The sequence below is a fragment of the Lysobacter sp. Root690 genome (assembly GCF_001427785.1).
Taxonomy (GTDB): Bacteria; Pseudomonadota; Gammaproteobacteria; order Xanthomonadales; family Xanthomonadaceae; genus Lysobacter.
The window spans coordinates 48,736-73,816 of sequence record NZ_LMHM01000015.1; the positions used below are offsets into that span (position 1 = coordinate 48,736).

At 67.7% G+C, this 25,081-nt stretch carries 22 protein-coding genes; 17 read left to right on the forward strand and 5 right to left on the reverse strand.

Features of this window, described 5'->3' with window-relative positions; translation table 11 throughout:
* Nucleotides 1-269 precede the first annotated feature (269 nt).
* The 3 genes from ASD86_RS17340 to ASD86_RS17350 all read right to left on the reverse strand — a co-directional run bounded on the left by ASD86_RS17340 (nt 270) and on the right by ASD86_RS17350 (nt 3,612).
* Nucleotides 270-1,520 carry a heme biosynthesis HemY N-terminal domain-containing protein gene (locus ASD86_RS17340; RefSeq protein ID WP_056113390.1) on the reverse strand — a complete coding sequence of 417 codons (1,251 nt, stop codon included), beginning with the start codon at nt 1,518-1,520 and terminating at the stop codon, nt 270-272.
* A gap of 94 nt (nt 1,521-1,614) precedes the next feature.
* Nucleotides 1,615-2,613, reverse strand: a complete 999-nt coding sequence (locus ASD86_RS17345) for a uroporphyrinogen-III C-methyltransferase (protein ID WP_056113392.1) — start codon at nt 2,611-2,613, stop codon at nt 1,615-1,617.
* 135 nt (nt 2,614-2,748) lie between these two features.
* Entirely contained in the window at nt 2,749-3,612 is an 864-nt protein-coding gene (locus ASD86_RS17350; protein ID WP_056113395.1) for a uroporphyrinogen-III synthase, read from the reverse strand.
* Between the two features lie 178 nt (nt 3,613-3,790).
* Here ASD86_RS17350 and ASD86_RS17355 point away from each other — a divergent pair, with 178 nt between their 5' ends.
* The 5 genes from ASD86_RS17355 (at nt 3,791) to ASD86_RS17375 (ending at nt 7,315) form a co-directional block, all read left to right on the forward strand.
* A complete protein-coding gene (locus ASD86_RS17355; RefSeq protein WP_056113397.1) occupies nt 3,791-4,249 on the forward strand; it encodes a YiiD C-terminal domain-containing protein in 459 nt (152 codons plus the stop codon).
* A 48-nt stretch (nt 4,250-4,297) separates the two neighbouring features.
* Nucleotides 4,298-4,720: a hypothetical protein gene (locus tag ASD86_RS17360; RefSeq protein WP_036107603.1), complete on the forward strand. Its 423-nt coding sequence runs from the start codon at nt 4,298-4,300 to the stop codon at nt 4,718-4,720.
* A 290-nt stretch (nt 4,721-5,010) separates the two neighbouring features.
* Entirely contained in the window at nt 5,011-5,448 is a 438-nt protein-coding gene (locus tag ASD86_RS17365; protein ID WP_036107606.1) for a rhodanese-like domain-containing protein, read from the forward strand.
* Between the two features lie 276 nt (nt 5,449-5,724).
* Nucleotides 5,725-6,237: a protein-export chaperone SecB gene (secB, locus tag ASD86_RS17370; RefSeq protein WP_056113400.1), complete on the forward strand. Its 513-nt coding sequence runs from the start codon at nt 5,725-5,727 to the stop codon at nt 6,235-6,237.
* A gap of 31 nt (nt 6,238-6,268) precedes the next feature.
* A complete protein-coding gene (locus tag ASD86_RS17375; RefSeq protein WP_056113403.1) occupies nt 6,269-7,315 on the forward strand; it encodes an NAD(P)H-dependent glycerol-3-phosphate dehydrogenase in 1,047 nt (348 codons plus the stop codon).
* Between the two features lie 270 nt (nt 7,316-7,585).
* Here ASD86_RS17375 and ASD86_RS17380 read toward each other — a convergent pair whose 3' ends face one another.
* Entirely contained in the window at nt 7,586-8,203 is a 618-nt protein-coding gene (locus ASD86_RS17380; RefSeq protein ID WP_056113405.1) for a diffusible signal factor-reguated Ax21 faimly protein, read from the reverse strand.
* 366 nt (nt 8,204-8,569) lie between these two features.
* On the opposite strand from ASD86_RS17380, the gene ASD86_RS17385 reads away from it, so the two are divergent.
* The 12 genes from ASD86_RS17385 (at nt 8,570) to ASD86_RS17440 (ending at nt 24,329) form a co-directional block, all read left to right on the forward strand.
* Nucleotides 8,570-9,325, forward strand: coding sequence for a 2OG-Fe(II) oxygenase (locus ASD86_RS17385; RefSeq protein ID WP_056113408.1), 756 nt, complete (start codon nt 8,570-8,572; stop codon nt 9,323-9,325).
* A 243-nt stretch (nt 9,326-9,568) separates the two neighbouring features.
* On the forward strand, nt 9,569-10,351 hold the full coding sequence (locus tag ASD86_RS17390; protein WP_056113411.1) for a hypothetical protein: 783 nt from the start codon (nt 9,569-9,571) through the stop codon (nt 10,349-10,351).
* A gap of 365 nt (nt 10,352-10,716) precedes the next feature.
* A complete protein-coding gene (locus ASD86_RS17395; RefSeq protein ID WP_056113414.1) occupies nt 10,717-12,936 on the forward strand; it encodes a TonB-dependent siderophore receptor in 2,220 nt (739 codons plus the stop codon).
* Nucleotides 12,933-13,691, forward strand: coding sequence for an ABC transporter ATP-binding protein (locus ASD86_RS17400; protein ID WP_082578452.1), 759 nt, complete (start codon nt 12,933-12,935; stop codon nt 13,689-13,691). Before ASD86_RS17395 ends, ASD86_RS17400 begins: the two co-directional genes overlap by 4 nt.
* A complete protein-coding gene (locus ASD86_RS17405) occupies nt 13,688-15,091 on the forward strand; it encodes a DUF3526 domain-containing protein (protein WP_056113417.1) in 1,404 nt (467 codons plus the stop codon). The genes ASD86_RS17400 and ASD86_RS17405 overlap by 4 nt, the downstream gene beginning before the upstream one ends.
* A complete protein-coding gene (locus ASD86_RS17410) occupies nt 15,088-16,623 on the forward strand; it encodes a DUF3526 domain-containing protein (RefSeq protein ID WP_157476785.1) in 1,536 nt (511 codons plus the stop codon). The genes ASD86_RS17405 and ASD86_RS17410 overlap by 4 nt, the downstream gene beginning before the upstream one ends.
* 3 nt (nt 16,624-16,626) lie before the next feature.
* Nucleotides 16,627-18,564, forward strand: coding sequence for a TonB-dependent receptor (locus tag ASD86_RS17415; protein ID WP_056113422.1), 1,938 nt, complete (start codon nt 16,627-16,629; stop codon nt 18,562-18,564).
* A 26-nt stretch (nt 18,565-18,590) separates the two neighbouring features.
* Nucleotides 18,591-19,583 carry a hypothetical protein gene (locus ASD86_RS17420; protein WP_056113425.1) on the forward strand — a complete coding sequence of 331 codons (993 nt, stop codon included), beginning with the start codon at nt 18,591-18,593 and terminating at the stop codon, nt 19,581-19,583.
* Nucleotides 19,583-20,644 (forward strand): pyridoxal-phosphate dependent enzyme, encoded by a 1,062-nt coding sequence (locus ASD86_RS17425; RefSeq protein WP_056113428.1) that lies wholly within the window; start codon nt 19,583-19,585, stop codon nt 20,642-20,644. Before ASD86_RS17420 ends, ASD86_RS17425 begins: the two co-directional genes overlap by 1 nt.
* A gap of 22 nt (nt 20,645-20,666) precedes the next feature.
* Entirely contained in the window at nt 20,667-21,935 is a 1,269-nt protein-coding gene (locus ASD86_RS17430; protein WP_056113432.1) for an ATP-grasp domain-containing protein, read from the forward strand.
* Between the two features lie 289 nt (nt 21,936-22,224).
* The gene (locus tag ASD86_RS17435; protein WP_056113434.1) at nt 22,225-23,085 is read left to right on the forward strand and encodes a DUF364 domain-containing protein; all 861 of its coding nucleotides are present in this window, start codon (nt 22,225-22,227) and stop codon (nt 23,083-23,085) included.
* Nucleotides 23,086-23,108: 23 nt separating this feature from the next.
* Complete coding sequence (locus tag ASD86_RS17440; protein ID WP_157476787.1) at nt 23,109-24,329, forward strand: MFS transporter; 1,221 nt, start codon at nt 23,109-23,111, stop codon at nt 24,327-24,329.
* 179 nt (nt 24,330-24,508) lie between these two features.
* Here ASD86_RS17440 and trmL read toward each other — a convergent pair whose 3' ends face one another.
* On the reverse strand, nt 24,509-24,988 hold the full coding sequence (gene trmL / locus ASD86_RS17445) for a tRNA (uridine(34)/cytosine(34)/5-carboxymethylaminomethyluridine(34)-2'-O)-methyltransferase TrmL (RefSeq protein ID WP_056113440.1): 480 nt from the start codon (nt 24,986-24,988) through the stop codon (nt 24,509-24,511).
* Between the last annotated feature and the right edge of the window lie 93 nt (nt 24,989-25,081).

A 25,081-nucleotide genomic window follows, 5' to 3' on the forward strand; every position in this document is an offset into this window, starting at 1 on the left:
CCTCGCGAGCGCATGGCTTCGCAGCGCTGGATGAACTGCGCGGCTTCAAGCCCGAGCAGAAGCCGGTGCCCCCCCTGTAGGAGTGGCGCAAGCCGCGACCGCGTCACCACGACAACATCGAAAACCGCACTCGAGCCGACGACCTCAAACGCCGCGCGTGCCTCGAACCCGACGCAATAACAGCCACCTGCATTCGCGTAACGCACAGCCCCAAAAACAAAACGGCCGCCCCGAAGGCGGCCGTTCCGGCGGACGAATAACGAGGCGGCTCAACCCCGCAACCGCGGCATCCCGAATTCATCGCGTTCCTCGATCACCGCCTCATCGAACAACTTCTGCCGCAGATCGCGCCCCGGCAATTCGGTGATCGCTTCGCCGCGGCCGGCGCGCAGGGCGTTGACGTAGCTCAGGCGCGCGCGGTTTTCGTCGCCGACCTGGGCGAAGCCGTGGCCGAGTTCTTCCCAGGCTTCGCTGTTGGCGCCCTGGGCCAGGGCGCGGTGCAGATAGGCTTCGGCCTGAGGCCACTGGCCCTGCGCGCGGGCGAGGCGGGCCAGGGTCACCAGCAAGCCGGGGCTGCCGGGATGGGCCTGCAGCCAGCGTTCGGCGTTGGCGCGGCGCGCGTCGAGGCGGCCGATCGGCAGGCGGCCGTAGAGCGCGGCCAGCGATTCGTCCCAGCGCGTGTCCAAGGCCTGTTCCAGGCTCTTGGCGGCGGCTTCCTCCCAGCGCAGCGCGGCGGCGCGTTCGGCGTAGGCGGCGACCGCGGCGGGATCGGTCTTGAGCGGCTTGGGCAGGGTTTCCCAGTGATCGGCGAGCACGTTCGCGTCGGCGGCTTCGCGCAGCGCGGCTTCGGCCCAGGCGGCTTCGTACTGGCTCAGGCGTTCGGCCGGCCAGACGTTGTGCTGGCGCAGTGCGCCGAGCAAACCGTAGGCCTCGCCTGCGCGGCCGAGCGCGGCCAGCGCCTGCGCGCGCAGGGCGAGGCCACGTGGCGGCAGCGGCTGCGCGGTCGGCATGTCGAGCGCGGCGAGCGCGTCGCCGGGGCGGTCTTCGGCCAATGCCAGATCGGCGGCGGCCAGGGCGCGCGCGACCGGATGGTCGGCGGCCAGAGCATCGAGGTATTGCACCTTCGCCGCGGTATCGCCGCGCGCGGCGGCGGCGCGCGCGGCGGCGACGCCGGCGATCGCGGCCACGTCGTGGTTGCGCGCGGCCTGCGCCAACGATTTCTCGGCGCGGGTCCAATGGCCCTGATGCAGCGCATCCAGGCCATCGATCAGACGCGCGCGCGCCTGCTTCTTGCGATGCCGGCGCACCGCGGTGAATGGCAGGCTGAGCACCTTCCACACCAGCCACAGCGCCAGCAATCCGCCGATCAGCATCAGCAGTGCCTTGGGCACGTTGGTGAAATAGTTCATGCCGCCGTAGGTGACGACGACCTTGCCCGGATCCTGCACCAGCAGTTGCGCGGCCAACGCGCCGACCAGCGCGAGCACGATCCAGAACAGCAGATTGCGGAACAGATTCATTGCGGTGGCTCCTTGCTCTGACTCGCGCGCCGGGAATCGTCCAGGCGCGCGCGTTGATGCGTATGCGACGACGCGGGCGTGCGTTGCGGCCGGATCAGTGGGCCGTACGCAGCTGGCGCAATTGCTGCAGTGTGGTGCCCAGGGTAGGAACCGAGAGTGAAAGCGGCAGCGCGGCGATTTCGCGCAGCTGCGCGAGCTGCCGTTGCTGCACGGGCGAGGCGGCCGACAGGCGCTGCACCCAATACTCCGCGCGGCTCAGCGCGGTGCGCAGACCCGGCGCGTCGCGGCGTTCGGCGGCGGCGCGGGCCAGCGAGATTTCCAGTTGCAGGCCGGCCAGCGCGGCGGCGCGGTCGGTCGGGTGCGCGGCCACGGTGCGATCGACCGGCTGGCTTTCGACCAGGGTACCGAACGCGCGCTGCCACCACGGCGCCAGCACCGGCGCGGCGGAGGTCGCGGTGTCGGGCGGCAGGCTCAGGCCTTGGGCGAGCGCGTCGAGCTTGGCCATGGCCTGCACCCGCGGTTCGATTCCCAGTTCCTTGAGCGCGGCGGTTTCCTGCAGCAGGGTCTGGCGCAGGCTCAGGTAGGCCGGATCGTCGATGCCGTCGAGCACGCCACCGGCCAGGGCGTAGGCGCGGCGCGCGCCTTCCAGGTCGCCGGCGATCAGCAGCCGCTGCTGGCCCAGGCTCAGCAGCAGTTCGGTTTCGTCCAGGCGCATCGCCTGGGCGCCGTGGCGGTCCGGGTCGGCGAGCTTGGACACGCTGTCCTCAATCAGCGCGGCGCGCTGGCCGATCCCGTGCAGTTCATCGCGCAGCACGCGGTTGGTGCTGTCGGCCTGGACGATGCGGCGGTTCTGTGCGTCCTGATTGGTGCGCAAGGTGCTCAGGCGCTGGTCCAGCGCGTCCAGCCGCTGGTCGGCATCGGCTTCGGCGGCGAGTTCGCGCGCCTGCCGGTGCTGCCATTCGCGCCAGCCGTACCAACCGCCGCCGCCGAGGATCAGCAGCACGATCAGCAGCCACAGCCAGCCATTGGAGCCACGCCGCGGCGGCGCGGAAGCGGAGGGAGTCGAGGACACGGTATCGAGGGGGACGTTCATGACCCGGCCATGCTACCGGATGAGCGCATCAAGACCGCCTTGACGGCGCAAATGGCCGGCCGCTGGCGCGGCTGGCGATGGCGCGGTCGGCCGGGTCGGCGCCGATTCGCGTCGCCCATGCGCGGGCGCGCGACCTCAATCGTTCCCGGGCGACGCCCTCGGCTCCGGCTCGGTGAGCGTCACCCCGGGCAGCCGCGCCAGCACGGCGGGGTCGAGCAAATCCTCCGGCCGCGGTCCGGCCGCCAGCGTGATCTCGGCGAAGCCCAGGCTCCGCGCCAGTTCGGCGAGGCGTTCGCTGGCCGCGCTGACGTGCGCGTCGCGCAGTCGCGTCGCCGCGTCGTCGGGCAGTTGCGCGAACACGTGCCGCAATGCTTCGCCGCTGGACAAGGCGAGCACGGCCGGCGCGTCGAGTCCGATCACCTGCGCGATCGCGAAGCGCGACAGGGTCGAAGGCTCGCGTCGATAAATGTCCGCGCGCAACACGCGCGCGCCGCGTGCCTCGAACGCCGGCGCGAGCACGCCGCGTCCGCCCGGCGCGGTGATCAAGCCGACACTGCTTCCATGCAGTTGTTGCAACGACGGCAGATCGAGCAGGCCTTCGCTGGTCATGCGTTCGGGCGATGCGACTTCATCGATGCCGATCTCGCGCAATCGCGCTGCCGTGCTTGCGCCGACCGCATACCAATGCTGATCCATGCGCCGCAGTGTGGAACGCATCGACGGCGCATCGCTGCGCTGATCGGCCGCATGCAGATCGTGCAGCGCCCGCGCTGCATTCGGGCTGGTGACGACGATATGCGTCGCGTCGAGCGCATCCGCGAGCGCGCGTCGCGTCGTAGCGTTGTTATGCGTATGCACCGACCAAGGTGACAGTTCGATCAATGCGCCGCCGTATCGTTTTGCTATCGCGCGCAATGCTTCATGCTCGTCGCTCGGGCGCAACGAGATCACGTACCATCGCGTCGTTTGTTGCGGCGGTTGTCGCGGCGTGCGGCTCATGCGATCAGCTTCGCACAGTGTCCGCATCGCGTGCAGTCGCCGACGGTCGCGGGCCATCGCGATCGCGTGTGTCGACGCATCGCGCACAGCGCATGGGTCGACATGAAACCGTCACGTGTTCGCTCCAGGTCGCCGCTTTCGTTCCGCCTCATTCTTTCCCCCAACGTAGCCAGTCCCGATGCCCTTAGATGCCGCTCAGCAACGTCTGCAACAGCACTACCAGTCCATGCCGCCGGTCGCGGCCATGCAGGTTTCCGTCGCCGGCTACGACGGTACGCGCCTGCGCCTGCGCGCGCCGCTGGCGCATCACCTCAACGACAAGGGCTGCGCCTTCGGCGGCAGTCTGGCGTCGATGATGACCCTGGCCTCGTGGGGCCTGGTGTCGCTGGGGCTGGAACGCGCCGGGCTGCAGGCCGAGGTGTTCGTCGCCGACAGCCAGATCCGCTACCTGGCGCCGCTGTTCGCCGACCTGGAAGTGCATGCCGAGCTGGCGCCGGAGGCCGACTGGAACAGCTTCCTGGCCACCCTGCGCGAACGCCGCCGCGCCCGCACCTCGCTGGTCGCGCGCGCGCTGTTGCCCGAGGGCGGCATCGCGACCGAGTTCACCGCGCGCTACGTGGCCATCGCTAAGCCCTGACGCGGCAGGTAGGATGCACGCCGAACGTTCCCTCCGCCGGAGTCCGCGATGCGCCTGCTGAAATTCGTGCTGCTGTCCTGCCTGTTTGCTTTCGCGCTGACCGCCTGCCAGACCACCGGCACCCAGAACAACAAGCTCAGCGAGATGCAGTACAACTACTCGGCGGCGATCCGCTGGGGCGATTTCGAGGGCGCGGTCAATCTGATGAAGCCCGAGCTGCGCGCCAAGATGGCGCCGACGCCGTTGCAGCTGGAGCGCTACAAGCAGATCCAGGTGTCCGGTTACGCCGACGTCGGCAGCAGCGCGGACAAGGAAAAGGGCACCGCGGTGCGCCTGGTCAACATCGGCGTGATCAACCGCCACACCCTGGCCGAGCGCAACGTGCGCTACACCGAGGCCTGGGAATGGGACCCGGAAATCAAGACCTGGTGGCTGATCAGCGGCCTGCCGGATTTCTGGGAAGGGCAGTAAGCCTCAGTTCCTTTGAATCCTTCTCGCGCTCGAGTCCTTCTCCCGCTCGCGGGAGAAGGTGCCCGCCAGGGCGGATGAGGGCATGCGTGATCTGCCGGCCCCTCACCCCAACCCCTCTCCCACGCGCGGGAGAGGGGCTTGAGTAACGCTTATGTTGGGTTAGCGCACGTCGCAGACCGCCTCGACCCCACCCCGTTTTGCTTGCCAGCCCGCCCTGGGCGACAATCGCCGCCCCGCGAGGGCCGTGCCGGCCCCCGCCCCGATTCGCCCCGTGCGTGAGTCCGCCTTCCGTGAGCTTTGATGAACTGCTGGCATTCGCCGGCCGCCACATGTACCTGTCGCTGGGCTTCGTCGGTCTGACCGTCGCCATCGTCTACACCGAGATCGCGCGCCTGTTCCGCGGCTACAAGGCCCTGCGCCCGGCCGAGCTGACCGCGCTGATCAACCGCGACAACGCCCTGGTGATCGACCTGTCGGCGAGCGGCGAGTTCGAAAAAGGCCATATCGCCGGCAGCCGTTCGGTCCAGGTCAGCCAGTTCGACCCGGAAAGCAAGCTGCTGGCCAACGCCAAGGCGCTGCCGGTGGTCGCGGTGTGCCGCACCGGCCAGGCCTCGGCCGACGCCGCCAAGCGGCTCAAGAAGGCCGGGTTCGAACAGGTCTATTGGCTCGACGGCGGCGTCCAGGCCTGGCAGCAGGCCGATCTGCCGCTGATCAAGGGCCGCGGCTGAACCGGCGTGCCTTGACCGGCCCGCTGTCAGACCGAACCGCCGTCGCGAGAACCGGCCGCGTGTCGCGAATACGCCACGCGCCGCGCCCACACTGGCTCAATCCGTGAGCGATTGCCGCCCGTGCCCTTGATTGGCGCCGGCCCCGCCTCAATTCACTCGACTCGTCGTCGATGACGGGCCGCAGGGGCGAACCCGGCCGGGCGTTTGGTCCCGGTCCGCGCGAGCGGGCATAATCGACCTCTTTTCCGATTTCAATTCCGCTGGGGGAGTCACCCGATGTCCGAAGAAACCGTCAACGGCGCAGTAGCGCCGGCCGAAGCCGCAACCGGCCCCGCGTTCACCGTCGAGAAGATCTACGTCAAGGACGTGTCCTTCGAGGTGCCCAATGCCCCGGCGGTTTTCGCCGAGACCGCGCAGCCGCAGCTGCAGCTGAACCTGTCGCAGAACGTCCAGCGCGTCGGCGAGAACGCCTACGAGGTCGTGCTCGGCGTGACCCTGACCTGCACCGCCAACGAAAAGTCGATGTACTTGGCCGAAGTGAAGCAGGCCGGCGTGTTCGGCCTGGTCGGCTTCGACGCCCAGACCCTCGACGCGATGCTCGGCACCCACTGCCCGAACGTGCTGTACCCGTACGCGCGCCAGCTGGTCAGCGATCTGATCCAGGCCGGCGGCTTCCCGCCGTTCTTCCTGCAGCCGATCAACTTCGACGCGCTGTACGCAGAAGGCATGCGCCAGCGCGCCCAGGGCGGCGACAACCTCGCCGACGCGGAAACCGCCGGCAACGCCTGAGTCCGATCACTTTCAGGGCCCGCCCGCGCGCATGAATTCACCCGCCTCGGCCACCACCGCTCCGAAACCGCGCATCGCGGTGCTCGGCGCCGGTTCCTGGGGCACCGCGCTCGCGGCCCTGATCGCCCGTCACGGTCATCCGACCGTGCTGTGGGGCCGCGACGCCGACGGCGCCGCGGCCATCGACACGCAACACGAAAACCCGCGTTACCTGCCGGGCATCGCACTGCCCGAATCCTTGCGCGCGACCACCGACCTGGCCGCCGCGCTCAAGGACGCCGACCTCGTACTGGTCGTCGTGCCCTCGCACGCCTTCGCCGAAACCCTGCGCCAACTGGCGCCGCACCGGCCGCCGCACGCCGGCGTGGCCTGGGCGACCAAGGGTTTCGAACCCGGCAGCGGCCGTTTTCTGCATGAAGTCGCCGGCGAAGTGCTCGGCGCGGACGTGCCGCTGGCGGTGGTCACCGGTCCCTCGTTCGCGAAGGAAGTCGCGCAAGGCCTGCCGACCGCGCTGACCGTGCATTCCGACGACGCGGCGTTCGCCCAGTCGGTGGCCGATGCGTTGCACGGCCCAGCGTTTCGCGCCTACACCGGCGACGACATGCTCGGCGCCGAGCTCGGCGGCGCGATGAAGAACGTGCTCGCGGTCGCCACCGGCGTCGCCGACGGCATGCAGCTCGGCCTCAACGCGCGCGCCGGCCTGATCACCCGCGGCCTCAACGAAATGCTGCGCTTGAACCAGGCGATCGGCGGCCAGCCCGAGACCCTGATGGGCCTGGCCGGTCTCGGCGATCTGGTCCTGACCTGCACCGGCGATCTGTCGCGCAACCGCCGCCTGGGCCTTGCCCTCGGCCGCGGCCAGTCGATCGAAGACGCGGTGCGCGAGATCGGTCAGGTGGTCGAATCGGTGCAGACCGCCGACGAAGTCATGCGCCAGGCCGAACGTCACGGCATCGAACTGCCGATCTCCAACGCGGTGCGCGCGGTGCTGCACGGCGAAATCACTCCTACCGACGGTTTGCGCAAGCTGCTGTCGCGCGAACAGAAGCCCGAGTACCCGGCCGACCTGTTCGGTTGAGCCGTCGCTTGCGGCCGTGACGCGCTGGCGCGTCGGCCGACTCTCACTGCCTTCATCCATATCGAACGCGGCCATCGCCGCGTCGGGTTCGCGTGGGTGCGATGTGTCGATCCGTGATGCGCGCGGCGGCGACTCGATGCGATCGCCGGTCGCGATTTCGCGGCGCAAAAAAAAGAGCCCGGCTTTTCAGCCGGGCTCGATCGCGACGATTCAGGGGGAGAGAGAGAGAAGAATCGCGATTGGTGCGGAGTACTGGTCGGTAGCGCTTTCTTAGAAGCTGAAGCGCGGCCCGACGAAGAACTCTTTTTCGCCGCCGTCGAGGAACTTGGCGTCGGCGGTGATGCCCCAGCTCTGGTTGAACTTCACCAAGGTGCCGACGCGGCCGTAGAACTTGCCGTCGTAGCCCTTGTCGTAGTCCTGGTAACCGGCCAGTGCGTAGCCTTCCCAATTCGGGGTCAGGGTGCCGCGAACGCCGGCTTCGACGCTGCCGCCCTTGATCTTGTCGCTGATGCTCAGGCCGTTCACGTCGGCCTTGCTCTGCTGATAAGCGACGCGGGTCAGCAGGTCGACGCGCTTGGTCAGTTCGTGGTTGTAACCCACGCCCACGTTCCAGTTGTCGACATCGATGCTCGGGGTGCGGAACACGCCGTTGCCGAAGACGATGTTCTTCGCATCGGTCTCCTGCTTGCTGTAACCGCCGAACACATGGAAGTTCGGAGCGAACGCGTAGGAGCCGTTGACGGCCCAGCCGTCGGAGTCGGCGAAGCTCGACTTGGCGTCGGTCTTGGCGTAACCGGCTTCGACGTAGTTGTAGGAAACGCCTTCGGCTGCCGAAGCGGCGAACGGAATGGCGGCGGCGAGGGTGAGGGCAAGCAATGCGCGCTTCATAAAGGTCATAGCCTCTTTATTGGTTTTATTCCGAATCTCGCGCCTCGTGCGAGGCATCCAATGGATTCGGTGTGCGCAGTATCGTCATCGCGCTTCAATCGAAGCTGAATTTTTCGGTGTTTTTTACAGGAACTAAACGTTCTGCTTACGGTACTTGGACGTTTTCGTAGCCCATTGGTCATGGATTTTTTCGGGTTTCGAAATCGTTTTCCGGAATTTGGCGCGACATTCTTGCTCGCGGCTGAATATGCACGCGACACATTCGGCAAGGTCGGCGATGAAACCCGCGCCACAGCGCAAGCAGCGGATATACGGCGCGCGCGAATGCGCGAATCATCGATGACATTCGTCATGCATGAGAGCCGTATGAACGCCGACCAAACTGAAGCCGGCACTGTGTTGTCGCAACCACGCGAAGCACTGCTCCCTCGAATCGATCGGCGCGACTGGACTGCATTGGCCGCGTCGCTCGATGCGAGCGGACATGCGCTGTTGCCCGGCGTGTTGAGTCCGTCGCAATGCGAGGCGCTGGCGCGCGGCTACGACGAGGAGGCGTTGTATCGCAGCCGGGTGGTGATGGCGCGGCATGGGTTCGGTCGCGGCGAATACCGATACTTCCGTTATCCCCTGCCGTCGCCAGTGCACGACCTGCGCGAAGCGTTCTATCCGCACCTGGCGCGCATCGCCCAGGCCTGGAACGAAAAGCTCGGCCAGAGCCTGGAGTATCCGCCGACGCTGCAGGGCTTTCTCGATCGCTGCCACGCCGCGGGACAGACCCGGCCGACACCGTTGCTGTTGCGCTATCGCGCCGGCGATTACAACTGCCTGCATCAGGATCTGTACGGCGAGCATGTGTTCCCGCTGCAGCTTGCGATTCTTCTGTCCGAGCCCGGACGCGATTTCGACGGTGGCGAGTTCGTGTTGACCGAACAACGGCCGCGCATGCAGTCGCGGGTCGAGGTCGTGCCGCTGCGCCAGGGTGACGCGGTGGTGTTCGCGGTCAATCAGCGGCCGGTGCGCGGCGCGCGCGGCTATTACCGGGTGGCGATGCGGCATGGCGTGAGCCACTTGCGCGCGGGCGAGCGGCATACCCTCGGGGTGATCTTCCACGACGCGACCTGAGCTGCGCGGGCGCGCGCCGCGATCGATGCATTGGCCGTCGCGCGCCAAATGATGCAAATCCGAACACTTCCGCGCTGACCGTCCGCGCCGGCCCGTGGCGTTGGCTATGAGGTCGCGGCCCGCGCAAGCGCGGTGCCGCCGCGAACACCGCGACGACCGCCGATGCGCGGCGCATGCCCGTGTGGCGCGCATGCCGTCGGGCCGTCGTGTTCATGGACGTAGTAGTTTCCAGGGAGTAAGGCCATGCCTTTGCAGGATCAAACCTATGTGCGTCGCGAGCTGGAATTTCCGGGCGCATTGAGCAACGGCGCCAGCGGCGCGGGGACCCGGCGCATCCAGGAATGGCTGGGGTATCACGGCAACGGCACGCCGATCGACGGCAAGTTCGGCCCGGCCACGAACCGCGCGATCGAAGCCTTCGCCGCGGGTAAGCAACTGGCGTACGCCGGCAGCCTGAATCAGCCAGTGTGGAACGCGCTGGTCGAACCGATGGCGCGCGTGGTGGCCTTGCCGGCGAGCGCGCCGAACAAGCCGTATCCGCAATTGGTGCGCTGGTTCGCCGAGCAGCATCTGGCCGCGCATCCGGTTGAACTCGGCGGCGCCAATCGCGGCCCCTGGGTGCGCCTGTACATGAAGGGCAGCGAGGGCGACGCCATGCTGTGGTGCGCCGGCTTCGTCAGCACCGTGCTGCAGCAGGCGGCCGACAAGGCCGGGCGCAGCGCGCCGATCGCCGGCAGCTTCGGCTGCGACGAACTCGCGCGCCAAGCCAAGGACGCCGGCCGCTTCGTCGCGGGCAAGTCGGTGGTCAGCGGCAGTCCGGGCTTCGCCGCGCTCGGCGCCTGCGGCATCTTCCTGGTGCGCAAGACCGCGAGCGATTGGGTCCACACCGGCTTCGCCTTCGACGGGGACGGCGAAAGCTTCCTGAGCATCGAAGGCAACACCGACCACAAGGGTTCGGCCAACGGGTTCGAAGTGGCCAAGCGCACCCGTCGCTGCGCCTCGAACGATTTCATCCGGCTCGGCTGAGCCGCCCGACGCGGCGGTGGGCGCGTCATCGCTCGCCCTCCTGCGTTCGCCTGGCTGCGCGCGCACGCCTGCCGCTCGTTGCGCTACCGCACTCGTCCGCGCGCGACGTGGGCGTGCAGTTAGCCGCTGATCTCCCTTCCCGATTGCCTGCGCTCGCAAGAGCGCGGGCGCCTCGGCGTGCGCCGCCACCCGATTCGCCAGACGAAATCTAGGCGATGCGTATTGACGTGCCCCGCACCGCGACTTACATTGCGGTCGAATTGAAATAATATAACGTTACAATTCACACTTTCTTCGGGGCGCGGATCACAGTGAGCAAATGCAGTCAGGGCGACCGCCCAGGGGCGGTCTACATAGCGCGGGCGATGCTCGCGTGCGCGGTCGTGGCGGCCTTGCCGGCCCATGCGCGGGACGTCGCGACACCGGGCCGTCCGGCCGATGCGGCGGCCGATAGCGCGGCCAACGAATCGGCCGGAGGCGCCTCGCCCAAGCTGCTCGACCGGATCACGGTCGAAGGCGTCGCCGTCCCGGCGGCCTCGCTCGACAGCCCCAACAGCACCGGCTCACGGCTCGGCCTGAGCGCGCGCGAGACCCCGGCCATGGTCGAGGTCCTGACCCAGGACCAGATACAGGCGCGCGGCCTGCGCGGCAGCGTGGAAGCGCTCAACGCCGCGCCCGGGGTGCTGGCCGGGCAACTGCCGTCGTCGCCGGGCATGACCTCGATGCGTGGCTTCAGCGGCGGCGCGATCGCGTTGCTGATCGACGGCGTGCGCCAGACCGCGGCGCCGTTGATCACCCGCGACTTCGACAACTGGAGCTTCGAACGCATCGAAGTGCTCAAGGGCCCGGCCTCGGTGCTGTACGGCGAAGGCGCGCTGGCCGGCGCGATCAACCTGGTGCCCAAGCGGCCGAACTTCGACGGCCAGGCGTTTTCGGCCCTGGCCGGCTGGGGCAGTTTCGGCAGCCAGCGTTATGCGCTCGACGCGAACCTGCCGGTCGGCGACGACCTCGCCCTGCGCGCGATCGTCAGCCGTCGCAGCGGCGACGGCTATGTCGACGGCACCGCCAGCGATTCGACCTCGGCCACCCTGGCCGCGCGCTGGCGGCCTAGCGACACGCTCGATATCGACATCGCCCTGGATCACTTCGAGGACGACTACGACACCGCGTACTGGGGCACGCCGCTGATCCCGGCGGCGATCGCGCGCGATCCTAGCGGCCTGGTCCGCACCGGCAACGGCTTGGTGCTGGACAAGGCGATGCGCGATCGCAACTACAACGTCGGCAACGGCGTGCAGGATTCGCGCAGCGACTGGTTGCGCACGCGGATTGCCTGGCAGCTCAGCGATGGCCTGCGTTTCACTAACGAGTTCAGCTATTACGACGCGCATCGGCGCTGGTTGAATTCGGAGACGTATACCTACAACCGTCGCAGCGGCTTGCTCGATCGCGGCACCACCCGGATCGAGCACGATCATCAGTTCTGGAACGAGCGGGCGACGCTGTTTTCGGATGCAGTGATCGGCGGACGGCGCAACCGGGCTTCGGTTGGCGTCGAATTCACCGACGGTGACTTCGCGGTGATGCGCCGCTTTGGCACCACTACCGCGGTCGATCCGTTCGCGCCGGTGCGCGGCCGGGTTTCGTTCGACGACAACGCGATCAATTTCCCGGGCGCCGGCAATCGGGTCGATTTCGATTCGAACACGCGGGTGGCGTCGCTGTTTCTCGAGGACGCGCTCAACCTGACCCCGCGCTGGCTGCTGCTGGCCGGGCTGCGCTACGACCGGATCGAACTCGAACGCAGCATCCGCGATTTCAATACTGGCAGCGTCAGCCGTTTCGAACGTCGCTACGAGCCGTTGTCGTGGCGGCTGGGCACGGTGTTCGATCTGACGCCTAAGACCCAGCTGTTCGCCCAGTACAGCGAAGCGGTCGCGCCGGTCGGCAGCCTGCCGCTGCTGTCGCTGGCGAACTCGAAGTTCGAGTTGACTCACGGGCGCGCGGTCGATGTCGGGGTCAAGAGTTCGTTCTGGCAGGATCGCGTCGAGTTGAGCGCGGGCGGTTACTGGATCGAGCAGGACGATATCGTCACCCGCGATCCGGCCAACGCCAATGTGTCGATCCAGGGCGGCCGGCAATCCTCGCGCGGTATCGAGCTTTCGGCTTCGGCCGCGCTGACCCGCGCGCTGCATGTGGACGCGAGCGTGGCGGTGCTGGATGCGCGCTTCGACGAGTTGCGCGAAGCCGGCGGCGTGGATCGCGCCGGCAATGTCCCGCCGAACGTGCCCGAACGCGTCGCCAACCTGTTCGCGAGTTACCGCTTCGAGCGCGTGCCGATCACCCTCGGCGGCGGCGCGCGCCATGTCGGCGCGTTCTACACCAACAACGCCAACAGCATCCGCGTCGCCGCGCACACGGTGTGGGACGCGTCGGTCGCGTACCGCTTGCCGTTCGGCGAGATCGCATTGTTCGGACGCAATTTGACCGACGCGTTCTACGCCGATTGGTCCGGCGGCGCGGCCGACCAGATCGTGATCGGCGCGCCGCGTAGCGTCGAGCTGACTTTCAAGGTGAACCTATGAGCCTGTTGCAAGCGCCGCCCAGTCCGCGGCAAACCCCGACCTTGCAGATCCACGCGGTGCGCAAGGACTTCGGCGATCGGCATGCGCTGGACGCCTTGTCGATGACGATCGCGCCGGGCGAGGTGTATGCCTTGCTCGGTCCGAACGGCGCCGGCAAGACCACCACGCTCAATCTGATTCTCGGCTTCCTGACGCCCGAGTCGGGGCATATCGAAGTCGCCGACGTGCGCGTGGACCGCGATCCGCTGGGCGCGCGCGCGAAGATCGCGTACTTGCCGGAAACGGTGATGCTGCACCCGACCCTGAGCGCGATCGAGAACCTGAGCTACTTCGCTCTGCTCGGCGGACGCCGGCTCGACGAGGCGCAGGCGCGCGCGCTGCTCAGCGAAGCGGGCTTGCAGGACGAAGCGCATGCGCGCCGCGCCGCCGGTTTTTCTAAGGGTATGCGGCAGAAGGTCGGCTTGGCGATCGCATTGGCCAAGAACGCGCAACTGCTGTTGCTCGACGAACCGACCTCGGGCCTCGACGCGAGCGCGGCCAACGATCTGTCGCAAGGCGTGCGCGCGGCGTCGCGGCGCGGCATCGCGGTGCTGATGGCGACGCACGATCTGTATCGGGTCAAGGACGTCGCGCATCGACTCGGCATTCTGCGCGCCGGACGGTTGCTGACTGAGCGCCACACTGCCGAGTTGTCGGCCGCGCAGATCGAGGCGCTGTATCTGGAATTGCTCGCAGTGGACGGGCAGGCCGCATGAGCGCTTCGCTGACCCGCTTCGAGTGGACCTTGCTGCGTCGCGACCGGCGCGCATGGTGGGCGCTGTTGTGCCTGGGCGTGTTGGTGCTGATCGCGTTCGCGGTCGATCTGTCGGCGATCGCCGCCGCCAATACCGCCAAGGCCGAAGTCGCCCACGCCGAACGCGCGCGCTGGCTCGGCCAGGGCGAAAAAGATCCGCATTCGGCCGCGCACTACAGCATCTTCGCGTTCAAGCCCACGCCGGTGCTGGCCGCGCTCGATCTGGGCGTGGAGCCCTTCGTCGGCCAGACCGTGTGGCTGGAAGCGCATGTGCAGAACGACATGCTGTATCGGCCGCAAGGCGATGCCTCGGCCTTGCAGCGCGCCGGTCTGACCAGTCCAGCCGGATTGCTGATCGGTTTCGCGCCGCTGGTCGCGTTCCTGCTCGCGTTCACCGCGGTGGCGATGGACCGCGAACGCGGCACCTTGCGGCTGGCGCTCGGCGCGGCGTTGCGGCCGCGCGCGATCGTGGCGAGCAAGGCGCTGGCGATCTGGCTCGCATTGGTGGCGACCTTGGTCGCGCCGGTGACGCTGGCGGCGACGATCGCGTCGGCGACGCTGGATGCGTTCGACGGCGATATCGCGCTGCGGCTGTTGTTGTGGGCCGGCGCGATGTCGCTGTATCTCGCGGTGCTGACCGCGGTCGGGGTGACGGTGTCGATGCTGACCGGCAGCGTGCGCGGCGCGCTCGCGCTGCTGTTCGGGCTGTGGATCGTGTTTGGTTTGGCCTTGCCGCGCTGGGCTAACAGCGCGGTCGAACGCGCGCAGCCGTTGCCGTCGTCGCAGGCGGTCAAGCAGCAGTTGATTGATCAGGCGCCATCGTTCTGGACCGCCGAGGACGCCAAGAAGCATCAAGCCGCCTTGCTGGCCAAGTACGGCGCGCGCAGCAAGCAGGACTTGAGCGTGGACCTGCGCGGCGCCGAGCTGGACCTGAGCGAACGCCATTCGCACGAAGTCTTCGATCGCGTGCTCGGCGGCTTCTACGACCGGGTCGAAGCGCAGGACCGCGCCTACGCCGCGATGGGCTGGTTGTCGCCGATGGCGGCGATGCAGAGTCTGTCGCCGCTGCTGGCCGGCAGCGATTTTGTTCATCACCGCGGTTTCATCGACGGCGCCGAGCGCTACCGCCGCGCCCTGGTCAATCGCATGAATCAGGACGTGATGGCGCATCCGCTCAACGGCGAACAAGCGCGCCACACCGCCGGCGAATCGCTGTGGGCGCAGATTCCCGAATTCCGTCATCAACCGCCACGGCTGGGCGCGGCGTGGGGCAATGCCGCCGCGGCGCTGTTCGCATTGCTGAGTTGGAGCGCGCTCGCACTGGCCGGGCTGCTGTGGACGGCGCGGAGGATGAAGCCATGAGCGCGATCGCACACGAGGCTGGGCGCGTGCGCGCGGCCGATACCGCGCCGGTGACGGTGGGTTTCGCCACGCTGTTGGCCTGGGAGCTGCGCCATATCGGCCGCCAGCGCCTGCTGTGGATGGTGGTGACCTTGCTCGGCCTGGCGATGCTGTGGGGCGCGTACAGCGGCGCGAGCCTGCATCGCGCGCAGACCGCGGCGATCGCGCGCAGCCACGCCGCCGATGCGGCCTGGACCGCGCAGATCCGCGAACGCGCGCGTCGTTACGCCGAGCCGGCCGAGAGCCCGGTGCCGTATTGGCAGGACCCGACCGACGTGGCCGGTTTCAGCCGTTATTTCCTGCGCGCGCAGAGCGACAAGCCGCATCTGCCGCTGTCGCCGCTCGCGGTCGGGGTCAGCGATCTGATGCCCAGCCGCTTGCCGGTCAAGCTGGAAACGCCGTTCGGCGCCGAACCCGCGTACGACTTCGAAAACCCGCGTGGGCTCGGGTTGGGCCGGTTCGATCTGGGCTTCGTGCTGATTTATCTGTTGCCGGTGGCGACGATCCTGTTGATCGGTCTGTTGTCCACGTTCGAGCGCGACCACGGCATGTTGCGGCTGATCGCCGCGCAGCGGGTCGGGCCGCGGGCGTGGCTCGGCGCGCGCGTCGCCGCGATCTTCGCCTGGCTAGCGCCAGCGACGCTGCTGTTGTTGGTGGTGAGTCTGTTGTTCGCCGGGGTCGACGCGACCGCGGCGATGCCGGAACTGTTCGCGTCGGCGGCACTGGTGGTGGCCTACCTGTCGTTCTGGGCCGCGCTGGGATTCGTCGTGGTGTCGGCGTGGCCGAGCGCCGCCGGCGCGATCAGTCTGATGGGCGCGCTGTGGGCGGCGCTGGTGATCGGCCTGCCGTTGCTCGGCAGCGCCTGGGCCGATCGCCTGGGCGATGCGCCCACGCCGGTGGCCTACGTCGATGCGCAGCGCCGCGCCAACGATGCGATCGGCAGCGAGCGCGACGCGATCGTGACCGCGATGTTCCGCGCGCGCACCGATCTGGCCGGAGCGACCGATCGCGTCGCGAAGATCGATTACGCGACGCGCATGACCTTTCTCGCGCCGGAGCTGGAGCGACGCTTGGCGCCATTGCGCGAACGTCAACTGGCGGCGCGCGCGGCGCGCGAACGCGTCTCGGACTGGGCCGGCTATGTGTCGCCCTCGCTCGGCCTGGAACAGGCGCTTTCCGTGCTCGCCGGTACCGACAGCGATCGCCATCGCCGCTTCGAGGAGCAGACCCGCGCTTACCAGCTGCGCCTGCGCGATTGGTTCTATCCACGCATCCAGCGCGAGATCGCTACGCCGACGCCGCGTCCGCCCAACAGCTACGGGCGGATGAACTTCGCCGAGTTCGAGGCGATCCCGGTCTACCTCGGCGCCGAGCTGCCGGCATCGGCGCGGGTCGCCGCGACCTTGCCGTTCGCGGCCTGGCTGTTGCTGCTGGCCGCGCTGCTGACCGGCGTGGCGTTGCGGCGTTTGCGGCGTTGGCCGACGGAGCTTTAAGCGATGAAACAACGTCATGGATGGATCTGGAGTCTGAGCGGCGCGCTGGCCCTGGCCGGCAGCGCGCACGCGCAACGCGCCGGCGACAACGCGGTGACCGCGGCCGAGGACGCGTTCGGCGCGACCCTCGGCAATGAAACCATCGGCCTGTACAGCAGCAAGCAGGTGCGCGGGTTCTCGCCGGTGGACGCCGGCAACGTGCGCATGGACGGGGTCTACTTCGATCGCCAGGGCACGGTGCCGCCGGCCTTGGTCGAAGGCTCGACCATCCGGGTCGGCCTGTCGGCGCTGAATTATCCGTTCCCGGCGCCGACCGGCATCGTCGACTATCGACTGAAGAAGGCCGGCGACGAACGCGTGATCAGCGTGCTCGCCGCGCTCAACGCCTACGGCGCGCCGGCGCTGGAACTCGACGCGAAATTGCCGATCGTCGATCATCGTTTCGGCCTGGCCGGCAATATCTCGTTCGCGCGCGAGGAGTATTACGACGGCGCCGACGCGCGCTATCTGCGCGCCGGTCTGGTGCCGCGCTGGCGACCGACCGAGAACATCGAGATCCTGCCGTTCTGGAGCATCTCGCGCGGCCGCGACGAAGAAGTCGCGCCAACCATCATCACCTCGGGCAATCACCTGCCGCCGAAGATCGCGCGGCGTCGGCATTTCGGCCAGACCTGGTCGGACAACGAATACGACAGCCGCAACTACGGCGTGCTCGGCAAGGCGCGCTTCGGCAACAACTGGGCGGTGGCCGGCGGTGTGTTCCGTTCGATCAACAACCAGCCCAGCGGCTTCGCCGAGTTGTTCGTCGACACCGGCGCCGACGGCATGACCCGCGAGAAAGTCATCGCCGATCCGCGCCAGCGCTACGCCTCGACCAGCGGCGAGTTGCGCCTGAGCCGCAGCTTCAGCGAAGGCCCGCGACTGCACGTGCTGCACCTGGCGCTGCGCGGGCGCAGTCTCGACAGCGACTACGGCGGCTCGGCCGATGCGATCGATTACGGCTGGCGCCGGCTCGGCGAACCGCGGCCGATGCCTGAACCTGATGGTTTCGAATTCGGCCCGCGCACCCGCGATCACGTCGAACAATGGACCGGTGGATTGGCCTACGAAGGTCGCTGGCGCGATGTTGGCGAGTTGAGCGTGGGCGTGCAACGCACTCGCTATCGCAAGAGCGTCGATCAACCCGGTCTGCCGCGCACCTCGTCGCGCGACGATCCGTGGTTGCCGAATGCGACCGCGTCGGTCTACGTCAATAAATCGCTGGCGTTGTACGCCGGGCACACCCGTGGTCTCGAAGAAAGCGGGATCGCGCCGGACGATGCGGCCAATCGCAATCAGGCGCTGGCGGCGATCCGCACCCGCCAGACCGACGCCGGCCTGCGCTGGGCTTTCGCCGACAACATGAAACTGGTGGCCGGCGCGTTCGACGTGCGCAAGCCGTACTTCACCACCGACGAGAACAATGTCTATGGCGCGATCGGCGAAGTGCGCCATCGTGGGCTCGAGTTGAGCCTGAGTGGGCGGCCGGTCGATAGCCTGAGCCTGGTCGCCGGCGCGGTGCTGATGCGTCCGCGCGTGAGCGGCGAAGCGGTTCGACTGGGGCGCGTAGGCGATCGTCCGATCGGCCAGACCGAACGGGTGCTGCGCAGCGATCTGGAGTACCGCCCGCCGACATTGCCGGGCTGGTCGTTCGATCTGGCGATGAGCCACTACGGCGAACGCGTTGCCTCGCGCGACGGTTTCAACCGGGTGCCGGCCTACACCCTGGTCGATGTCGGCGCGCGCTATCGCTTCAAGCTCGGTTCGGCGCCGGCGACCTTGCGCCTGCTGGTCGCCAACGCGGGCGACACCTACACCTGGACCATCTACGGCAACAACAGTTTCGGCCTGACCGACGGGCGGCGCTATGTGGCGCAGCTGGCGGTGGATTTCGACGGCTGACCGATCCACAACGGGGAGACGTGGCGATGCTGCGGCAGCAATACATCGGTGGCTTTCAACGCGGCATGCCGGCGACGCCGGAGGGGACATGCGCGGGTTCGGCAAGCGGCGAGGCGGGTTACGCCGAATCGGCCGCCGCGGCGTCGCGGCATGCGTCCTCGGCGATCTGCAGCGGCGTGTGTCACGGCACCCTGGGCGAACTGCTGCAGGGGCCGTACGAACACGACGGCGAATTGCATATCGGATTGATCTCGCTGCCGGTGCGCAAATACAGCTGGGTGCATTTCACTCCGGGCGAGGCGGGCGATATCGACGTCGAACTGGCCGGCAAAGACAAGTGCCGTCGCGCGATCGATCTGTATCTGCGGCGCTACGGCAAGCGATTGCCGGCCGGACGCTGGAGTCATGATTCGGAATTGCTGCTCGGCAAGGGCATGGCCAGTTCCACCGCCGACTTGGTCGCGACGATCCGCTGCCTGGACCGCATCTTTGGCCTGCATTCGCCGGCGCCAGTGATCGCCGCATTGCTGCGCGAAATCGAGCGCTCCGACAGCGTGTTCCTCGACACCCATGCGCTGTACCTCAGCGGCCGCCAGGAAATCGTGCGCGCGTTCGATGCGCCGGTGCGGCTGCATGCCTGCTACATCGACGAAGGCGGCACGGTTGAGACCGAGAAGGTCGCCCATCCCTTGCTCGCCCATTACCAGCGCAACCTGCCGGCGTACCGACACAACCTCGATCGCGCGATCGACGCGTTCGCCCGCCACGACCTGCGCCGCATCTGCGAGTGCTCCACGCGCAGCGCGGAACTGGCGCAGGGCGTGATCGCCAAGCGCCATCTCTCGGTGTTGCTCGAACGCCAGCGCGATTTCGCCGCCGACGGCATCGTCGTCGCCCACACCGGCAGCCTGCTCGGCTATCTGTTCATCGCCCGCCCCGATCCGGCGCGCATGGGCGAGCTGTCGTCGTTCTTCCGCGGCCTGGGTCACCAGTGCCGCTTTGCCGAGACGGGGTTCTGATGAGCGTGCATGCGCATATCGCCGATGCGATCAAGGTTCCGGATCTGGTGCGGCTCGGGCCGAATCTGTACGTGGCCCGGTTCGAAACCATGAAGGTGTATTCGACCCTGGTCGCGGTCGAACGCCTGCTCACCGAAGGCCGCATCCAGCCCGGCGCGACCTTGATGGACAGTTCCAGCGGCATCTACGCCTATGCGTTGGCGCTGGCCTGTCACAAGTTCGGACTCAAGTGCCACATCGTCGGCTCCAAAACCGTTGACAAGACTTTGATGCTGCAACTGCGCATCCTCGGCGCGACCATCGAGCAGGTCGAGCCGCAGGCGACCTTGAAGATGGACCAGAGCCTGCGGGTCGCGCGTATCCGCGAGCTGCTGGATGCCGATCCGTCGGTGCACTGGATGCAGCAGTACCACGACGATATCCACTACGACGGCTACGAGCCGGTGGCGCAACTGCTGCTCGATTCGATCGGCGGCGCGGCGCTGAGCGTGATCGGCGGAGTCGGCTCGGGCTGTTCGACCGGCGGATTGGCGCGCGCGTTGCGCACGCACGATCCCGCGGTCGAACTGATCGGCGTGCAGCCGTTCGGCAGTATGACCTTCGGCTGCCAGCACATCGAAGACCCCGGCATCATCATCGCCGGTATCGGCAGTTCGATTCCATTCCGCAACGTGCGCCACGGGCTGTATGACGAGATCCACTGGGTCTCGTTCGACTACGGCCTGTCGGGCTCGATCGCGTTGCTGCGCGAGCACGCGGTGTTCGCCGGCCTGTCGACCGGTTGCTGCTATCTGGTCGCGCAACGCGAGGCTGCGCTGCGGCCCGAACGCAACATCGTGTTCCTCGCCGCCGATACCGGTCATCGCTATGTCGACGGGGTATTCGCTCAGCACCAGCAGGCGCTGGCCCTGGCCGATCTGCAACCCACGCGCATCGATTCGCTTGATCGGCTGGTGCTGCCGTGGTCGGCGATGGCCTGGCGGCGCGCGGACTTCGACGATCAGGCGCCCGCGCCGCGGGTCCTTCCCCTTACGGCGCCGGCGTTTGCCGCCGCTACCTGATTCTTCCTGGAGCATTCTCGCCATGGCGCATTTGTTGATGATCGAAAGCTGGGTCGGCGGCACCGGCCGGATCTTTCCGCCCGCGATCGGCCGACTCGGCCATCGTTACACCTTCGTGACCCGCAACCGTGGTCACTACCTGGATGCGCGTTCGCGCGAAATCCATCCGGTGATCGAACACGCCGATCACGTGCTGACCACCGAAACCAACGACGTGCCGGCGCTGATCGAATTCCTGCGCGCGCAGCACGCGATCCTGAAGTTCGACGGCGTGGTGACGATCTGCGATTACTACATCGACACCGTGGCCCAGGTCGCGCAGGCGCTCGGCTTGCCGCAGGCGTTCTCGGCCAATGTGGTGATGGAGCGGCGCAAGGACCGGGTACGCGAGGCGATCGAACGCGCGGGTCTGCCGAATCCGAAGTTCGCGGTGACCGCGTCGTGGGACGACACCCGCCGCGAAGCGCAGCGGATCGGCTACCCCTTGATCGTCAAACCGACCGATCTGGCCTCGAGCGCGTTCGTGCGCCTGATCCACGACGAAGGCGAGTTGCGTCAATCCTTCGATGCGCTGGAACAGTTCCCGCGCAATTTCCGCGATCAGGCGCGGGTGCCGCTGCTGTTGCTGGAGGAGTACATGCTCGGCGAAGAGGTCAGCGTGGAAGCCTGCACCTATCGCGGCCGCACCACGGTCATCGGCATTACCGACAAGAGCGTGACCGGGTTTCCGTACTTCATCGAGGACGGGCATATGTTCCCGGCCAAGCTCGATCCGGCCCAGGCGGCGGCGATCGAAGCGCTGGTGTGCGGCGCGCTGGAGGCGGTCGGGCACGACCACGGCATCAGCCATACTGAGGTGAAACTCACCGCGGGCGGGCCACGCATCGTCGAGATCAATCCGCGTCCGGGTGGTAATTACATCGCCGAATTGATCCAGCGGGTGACCGGCATCGACCTGCTCGATGCGCAGATCGAACTGGCGCTGGGGCGCGAACCGGATCTGACGCGCAAGCCGACCGGCGTGGCGAGCGCGGCGATCAAGTTCCTGGTGCCGCCGCGTGGTGGGCATGTCGCGACGGTCGACGGCGTGGCGTCGCTGGACGCCGATCCGGCGGTGCAGCGATGGAGCCTGTCGCCGATCGCGGGCAGCGAGGTCGCCGCGCCGATCGATAACGCTTGCTATCTGGGGCATGTGGTCGCGGTCGACGGCGAGGGCCTGGAGGCGCGCGCGTATGCCGAGCGTGCGTTGGGGCGGGTGGTGTTGGGTTACGCCGAGGCTGTTGCGGCGTGATGCGTCTCCCCTGATTTCCAAACCGCCGCATACCGCTTTTCCCCCCTTTGTAAAAGGGGGGTAGGGGGGATTCGCTTTTGCTCCTGCTCTAAAAGCAACAGCAACGGCAACAGAAACAGAAACAGAAACAGCGAATCCCCCCTGCCCCCCTTTTACAAAGGGGGGGGGAAAGCAACGGCAACTGCAATAGCAACAGCAAAGCGAAAGACGCCGTGGCCGCGGCAGTGGCTCTCCAGCCCACCAATTCGCTCCGTCTACACCGCCCCGACCTCCAACTCCGAGACTCACCATGCCCACCGCCACCAAGCCCCTCTCCCACACCTCTGTCGCCGACCTCACCGCCGCCGTCCTGCGCGGCGATTACGGCAACGACCCGGCGCAGCTGCATGCGGTGGGCGCGTTCTGGGTCCGCCAGAGCACCCAGTTCCCCGGCACCGACACCAAGTACCGCAACTACTATCTGGTGCTGCGGGTGGAATCGGGCTTCGGCGGTTGTTGCGTCGAACGCGATCAGCTCGATTCGGTGATCGCCGAGGAACTGTCCGGCCGCAGCGTCGCCGAGTTGCTGCGAGATGAGCGCACGCCGGTGCGCATCGCCGCGCTCGATGCCTATCTGTCGCTGGTGCGGCCGCACCGCGAGGCCGCGCAGGCGCAGGTGTTCATGCTGCCGCACGGCACGCCGCTGCAGCGCGCGAAGGCGCGCGATCAGGCGATCGCCAGCCTGTTGCGGATCGAGCCGGGCATGCGGGTGGGTTTGATCGGCGTGGTCAATCCACTGGTGGATGCGATTCGCGCGCATGGCGGGATTTGTTTGCCTTGCGACTTCAATATGGAGCGGACGGCCGACGGGACTGAAGTAGTTAAAGACATGGCGCTTGTTTTGGCGCAGGCCGACCTAGTCATAGCCACCGGCATGACCCTGAGCAACGGTTCATTCGACGAGATCCTTGCGGCCACGCGTTCGCGCAATATTCCGCTGATCGTCTACGCCCAGACCGGCAGCGCGATCGTGCCGCGGTTCCTCGGCGACGGCGTGGCGGCGGTGTCGGCCGAACCGTTCCCATTCTCGCAGTTCAGCGCCGATCCGACCCCGATCCATCTGTACCGCGCCGAAGGTTTCGCCGCGGGCGACGCGCGCGTGGCGGCCTGAGGCGCGAGGTGGAGGCGACTTCGGTGGCGATCGATGAGGGCGCGACGCTGAGCGAAACCGCGCGTCGTCGCGGGCTGCATGGCTTGTTGGTTTACACCTTTCTCATGGTGACCGGCTTCGCCATGCTGATGCCGTTGGTCGCGGTGCACTTCGTCAACGACCTGGGCATGGCGGCCGCGGCGGTGGGGCTGGCGTTGGCGGTGCGGCAACTGACCCAGCAAGGGCTGGCCCTGGTCGGCGGCGTGTTGTCGGATCGCTACGGCGCGCGGCGGATGATCTGCCTGGGCGTGCTGCTGCGCGCCGCGGGTTTCGCCAGCCTCGCCTTCGCCGACGCGCTGCCGATGCTGCTGTGCGCGATGGTGTTGTCGGCCCTGGGCGGGGCCATGTTCGAAGCGCCGTACCAGGCCTCGATCGCCGCGCTGACCGACGAAAACTCGCGGCCGCGCTATTACGCGATCAGCAACTGGATCAGCGGGGTGGCCACCACGTTGGGACCGCTGCTGGGCGTGGCCCTGTTGCATTACGACTTTCGCGTGGTGTGCCTGGCGGCGGCGGCCTGCTTCGCGCTGAACTTCCTGGTCGCGTTGCGCTTGCCGCAGGTGCGCATGCCCGAGCGGCCGCCGCCGTTGCGGCACGGTTTGGATCTGGTGCGCGGCAACCGCGCCTTCATCGTGCTGGTCGGCTTGATGATGCTGTACTGGTTCGTCGCGGTGCAGATCAACATCAGCTTCCCGTTGCTGGCGCAGCGCCTGACCGGCACGGTCGACAGCGTCGGGGTGATGTTCGCGCTCAGCGCCGGACTGACCGTGGCCTTGCAATACGGCCTGGTGCGCTGGCTGGAGCGGCGCTGGAGCAGCGCGCAGGTGCTGGTGGCCGGGGTGGTGGTGATGTCGCTGGCGGCCGGCGCGATCGGCCTGGTGCGCGACTTCGCCGGGCTGCTGGTGTGCGTCGGCGCGTTCTCGATCGGCGCGCTGATGACCCGGCCGACCCAGCAGACCTTGATCGCCGGCCTCGCCGATCCGCGCGCGCTGGGCACCTTCCTCGGCGTGAGTTCGCTCAGCCTCGCGGTCGGCGGCGGCATCGGCAATGTCGCCGGAGGCTGGATGGTTGATCTGGCGGCGACGAAGCAATGGCCGTGGCTGCCGTGGATGGTGTTCTGCGCGGTCGGTCTGCTCAGCGCCGCCGGCCTGCATCGGGCGACGGGTGTGCGTCGCGAGCGCGCGTCGGTCGTCGCCGAATCCTGATTTCCCCTCGTGCTGCAATTGCCCTCTCCGCAATCCGGGCGGAGAGGGCTTTTTTTTCGTGCTTGTGCGCGCTTGCCGTCGGTTCAATCCGGCATCGTCGGCAATTGCGCGCGGCGCCGTTGCCATCGGCGTATGCAGCCGCCGGACACTTCGAACTTCGCACTACCGATGTGGATCGTTCACTCCCCGCCAACGAACCCCAACTGCCGCCACGCCTCGAACACCACCACCGCGACCGAATTCGACAGGTTCAAGCTGCGATTCTCCGGCCGCATCGGCAAACGCAGGCGTTGCGATTCCGGCACCGCCTCGAGCACATCCTGCGGCAGGCCGCGGGTCTCCGGGCCGAACAGGAAGGCGTCGCCGGCGCGGTATTGCGGGCTGTCGTGACGGGTGCGGCCGCGGGTGCTCAGGGCGAACAATCGCGGCGCGGTGGCCTGCGCTTCGGCGATCGCCGCCAGCGCGGCGTCGAGGCTGTCGTGGACACGCAGGCTGGCGTACTCGTGGTAGTCCAGGCCAGCCCGGCGCAGTTGCTTGTCTTCCAGGGTGAAGCCCAGCGGCGCGATCAGGTGCAGGCGCGCGCCGGTGTTCGCGCACAGGCGGATCACGTTGCCGGTGTTGGGCGGGATTTCGGGCTGGTACAGGATGACGTCGAACATGCGCGCATTATGCCGCCCGGCCGCGGCCGAACGCAGCGCGCATGCGCCTTCGAACGCAAAAGCGCGGCTCTACCCCCTGTGACCGGCGACCTA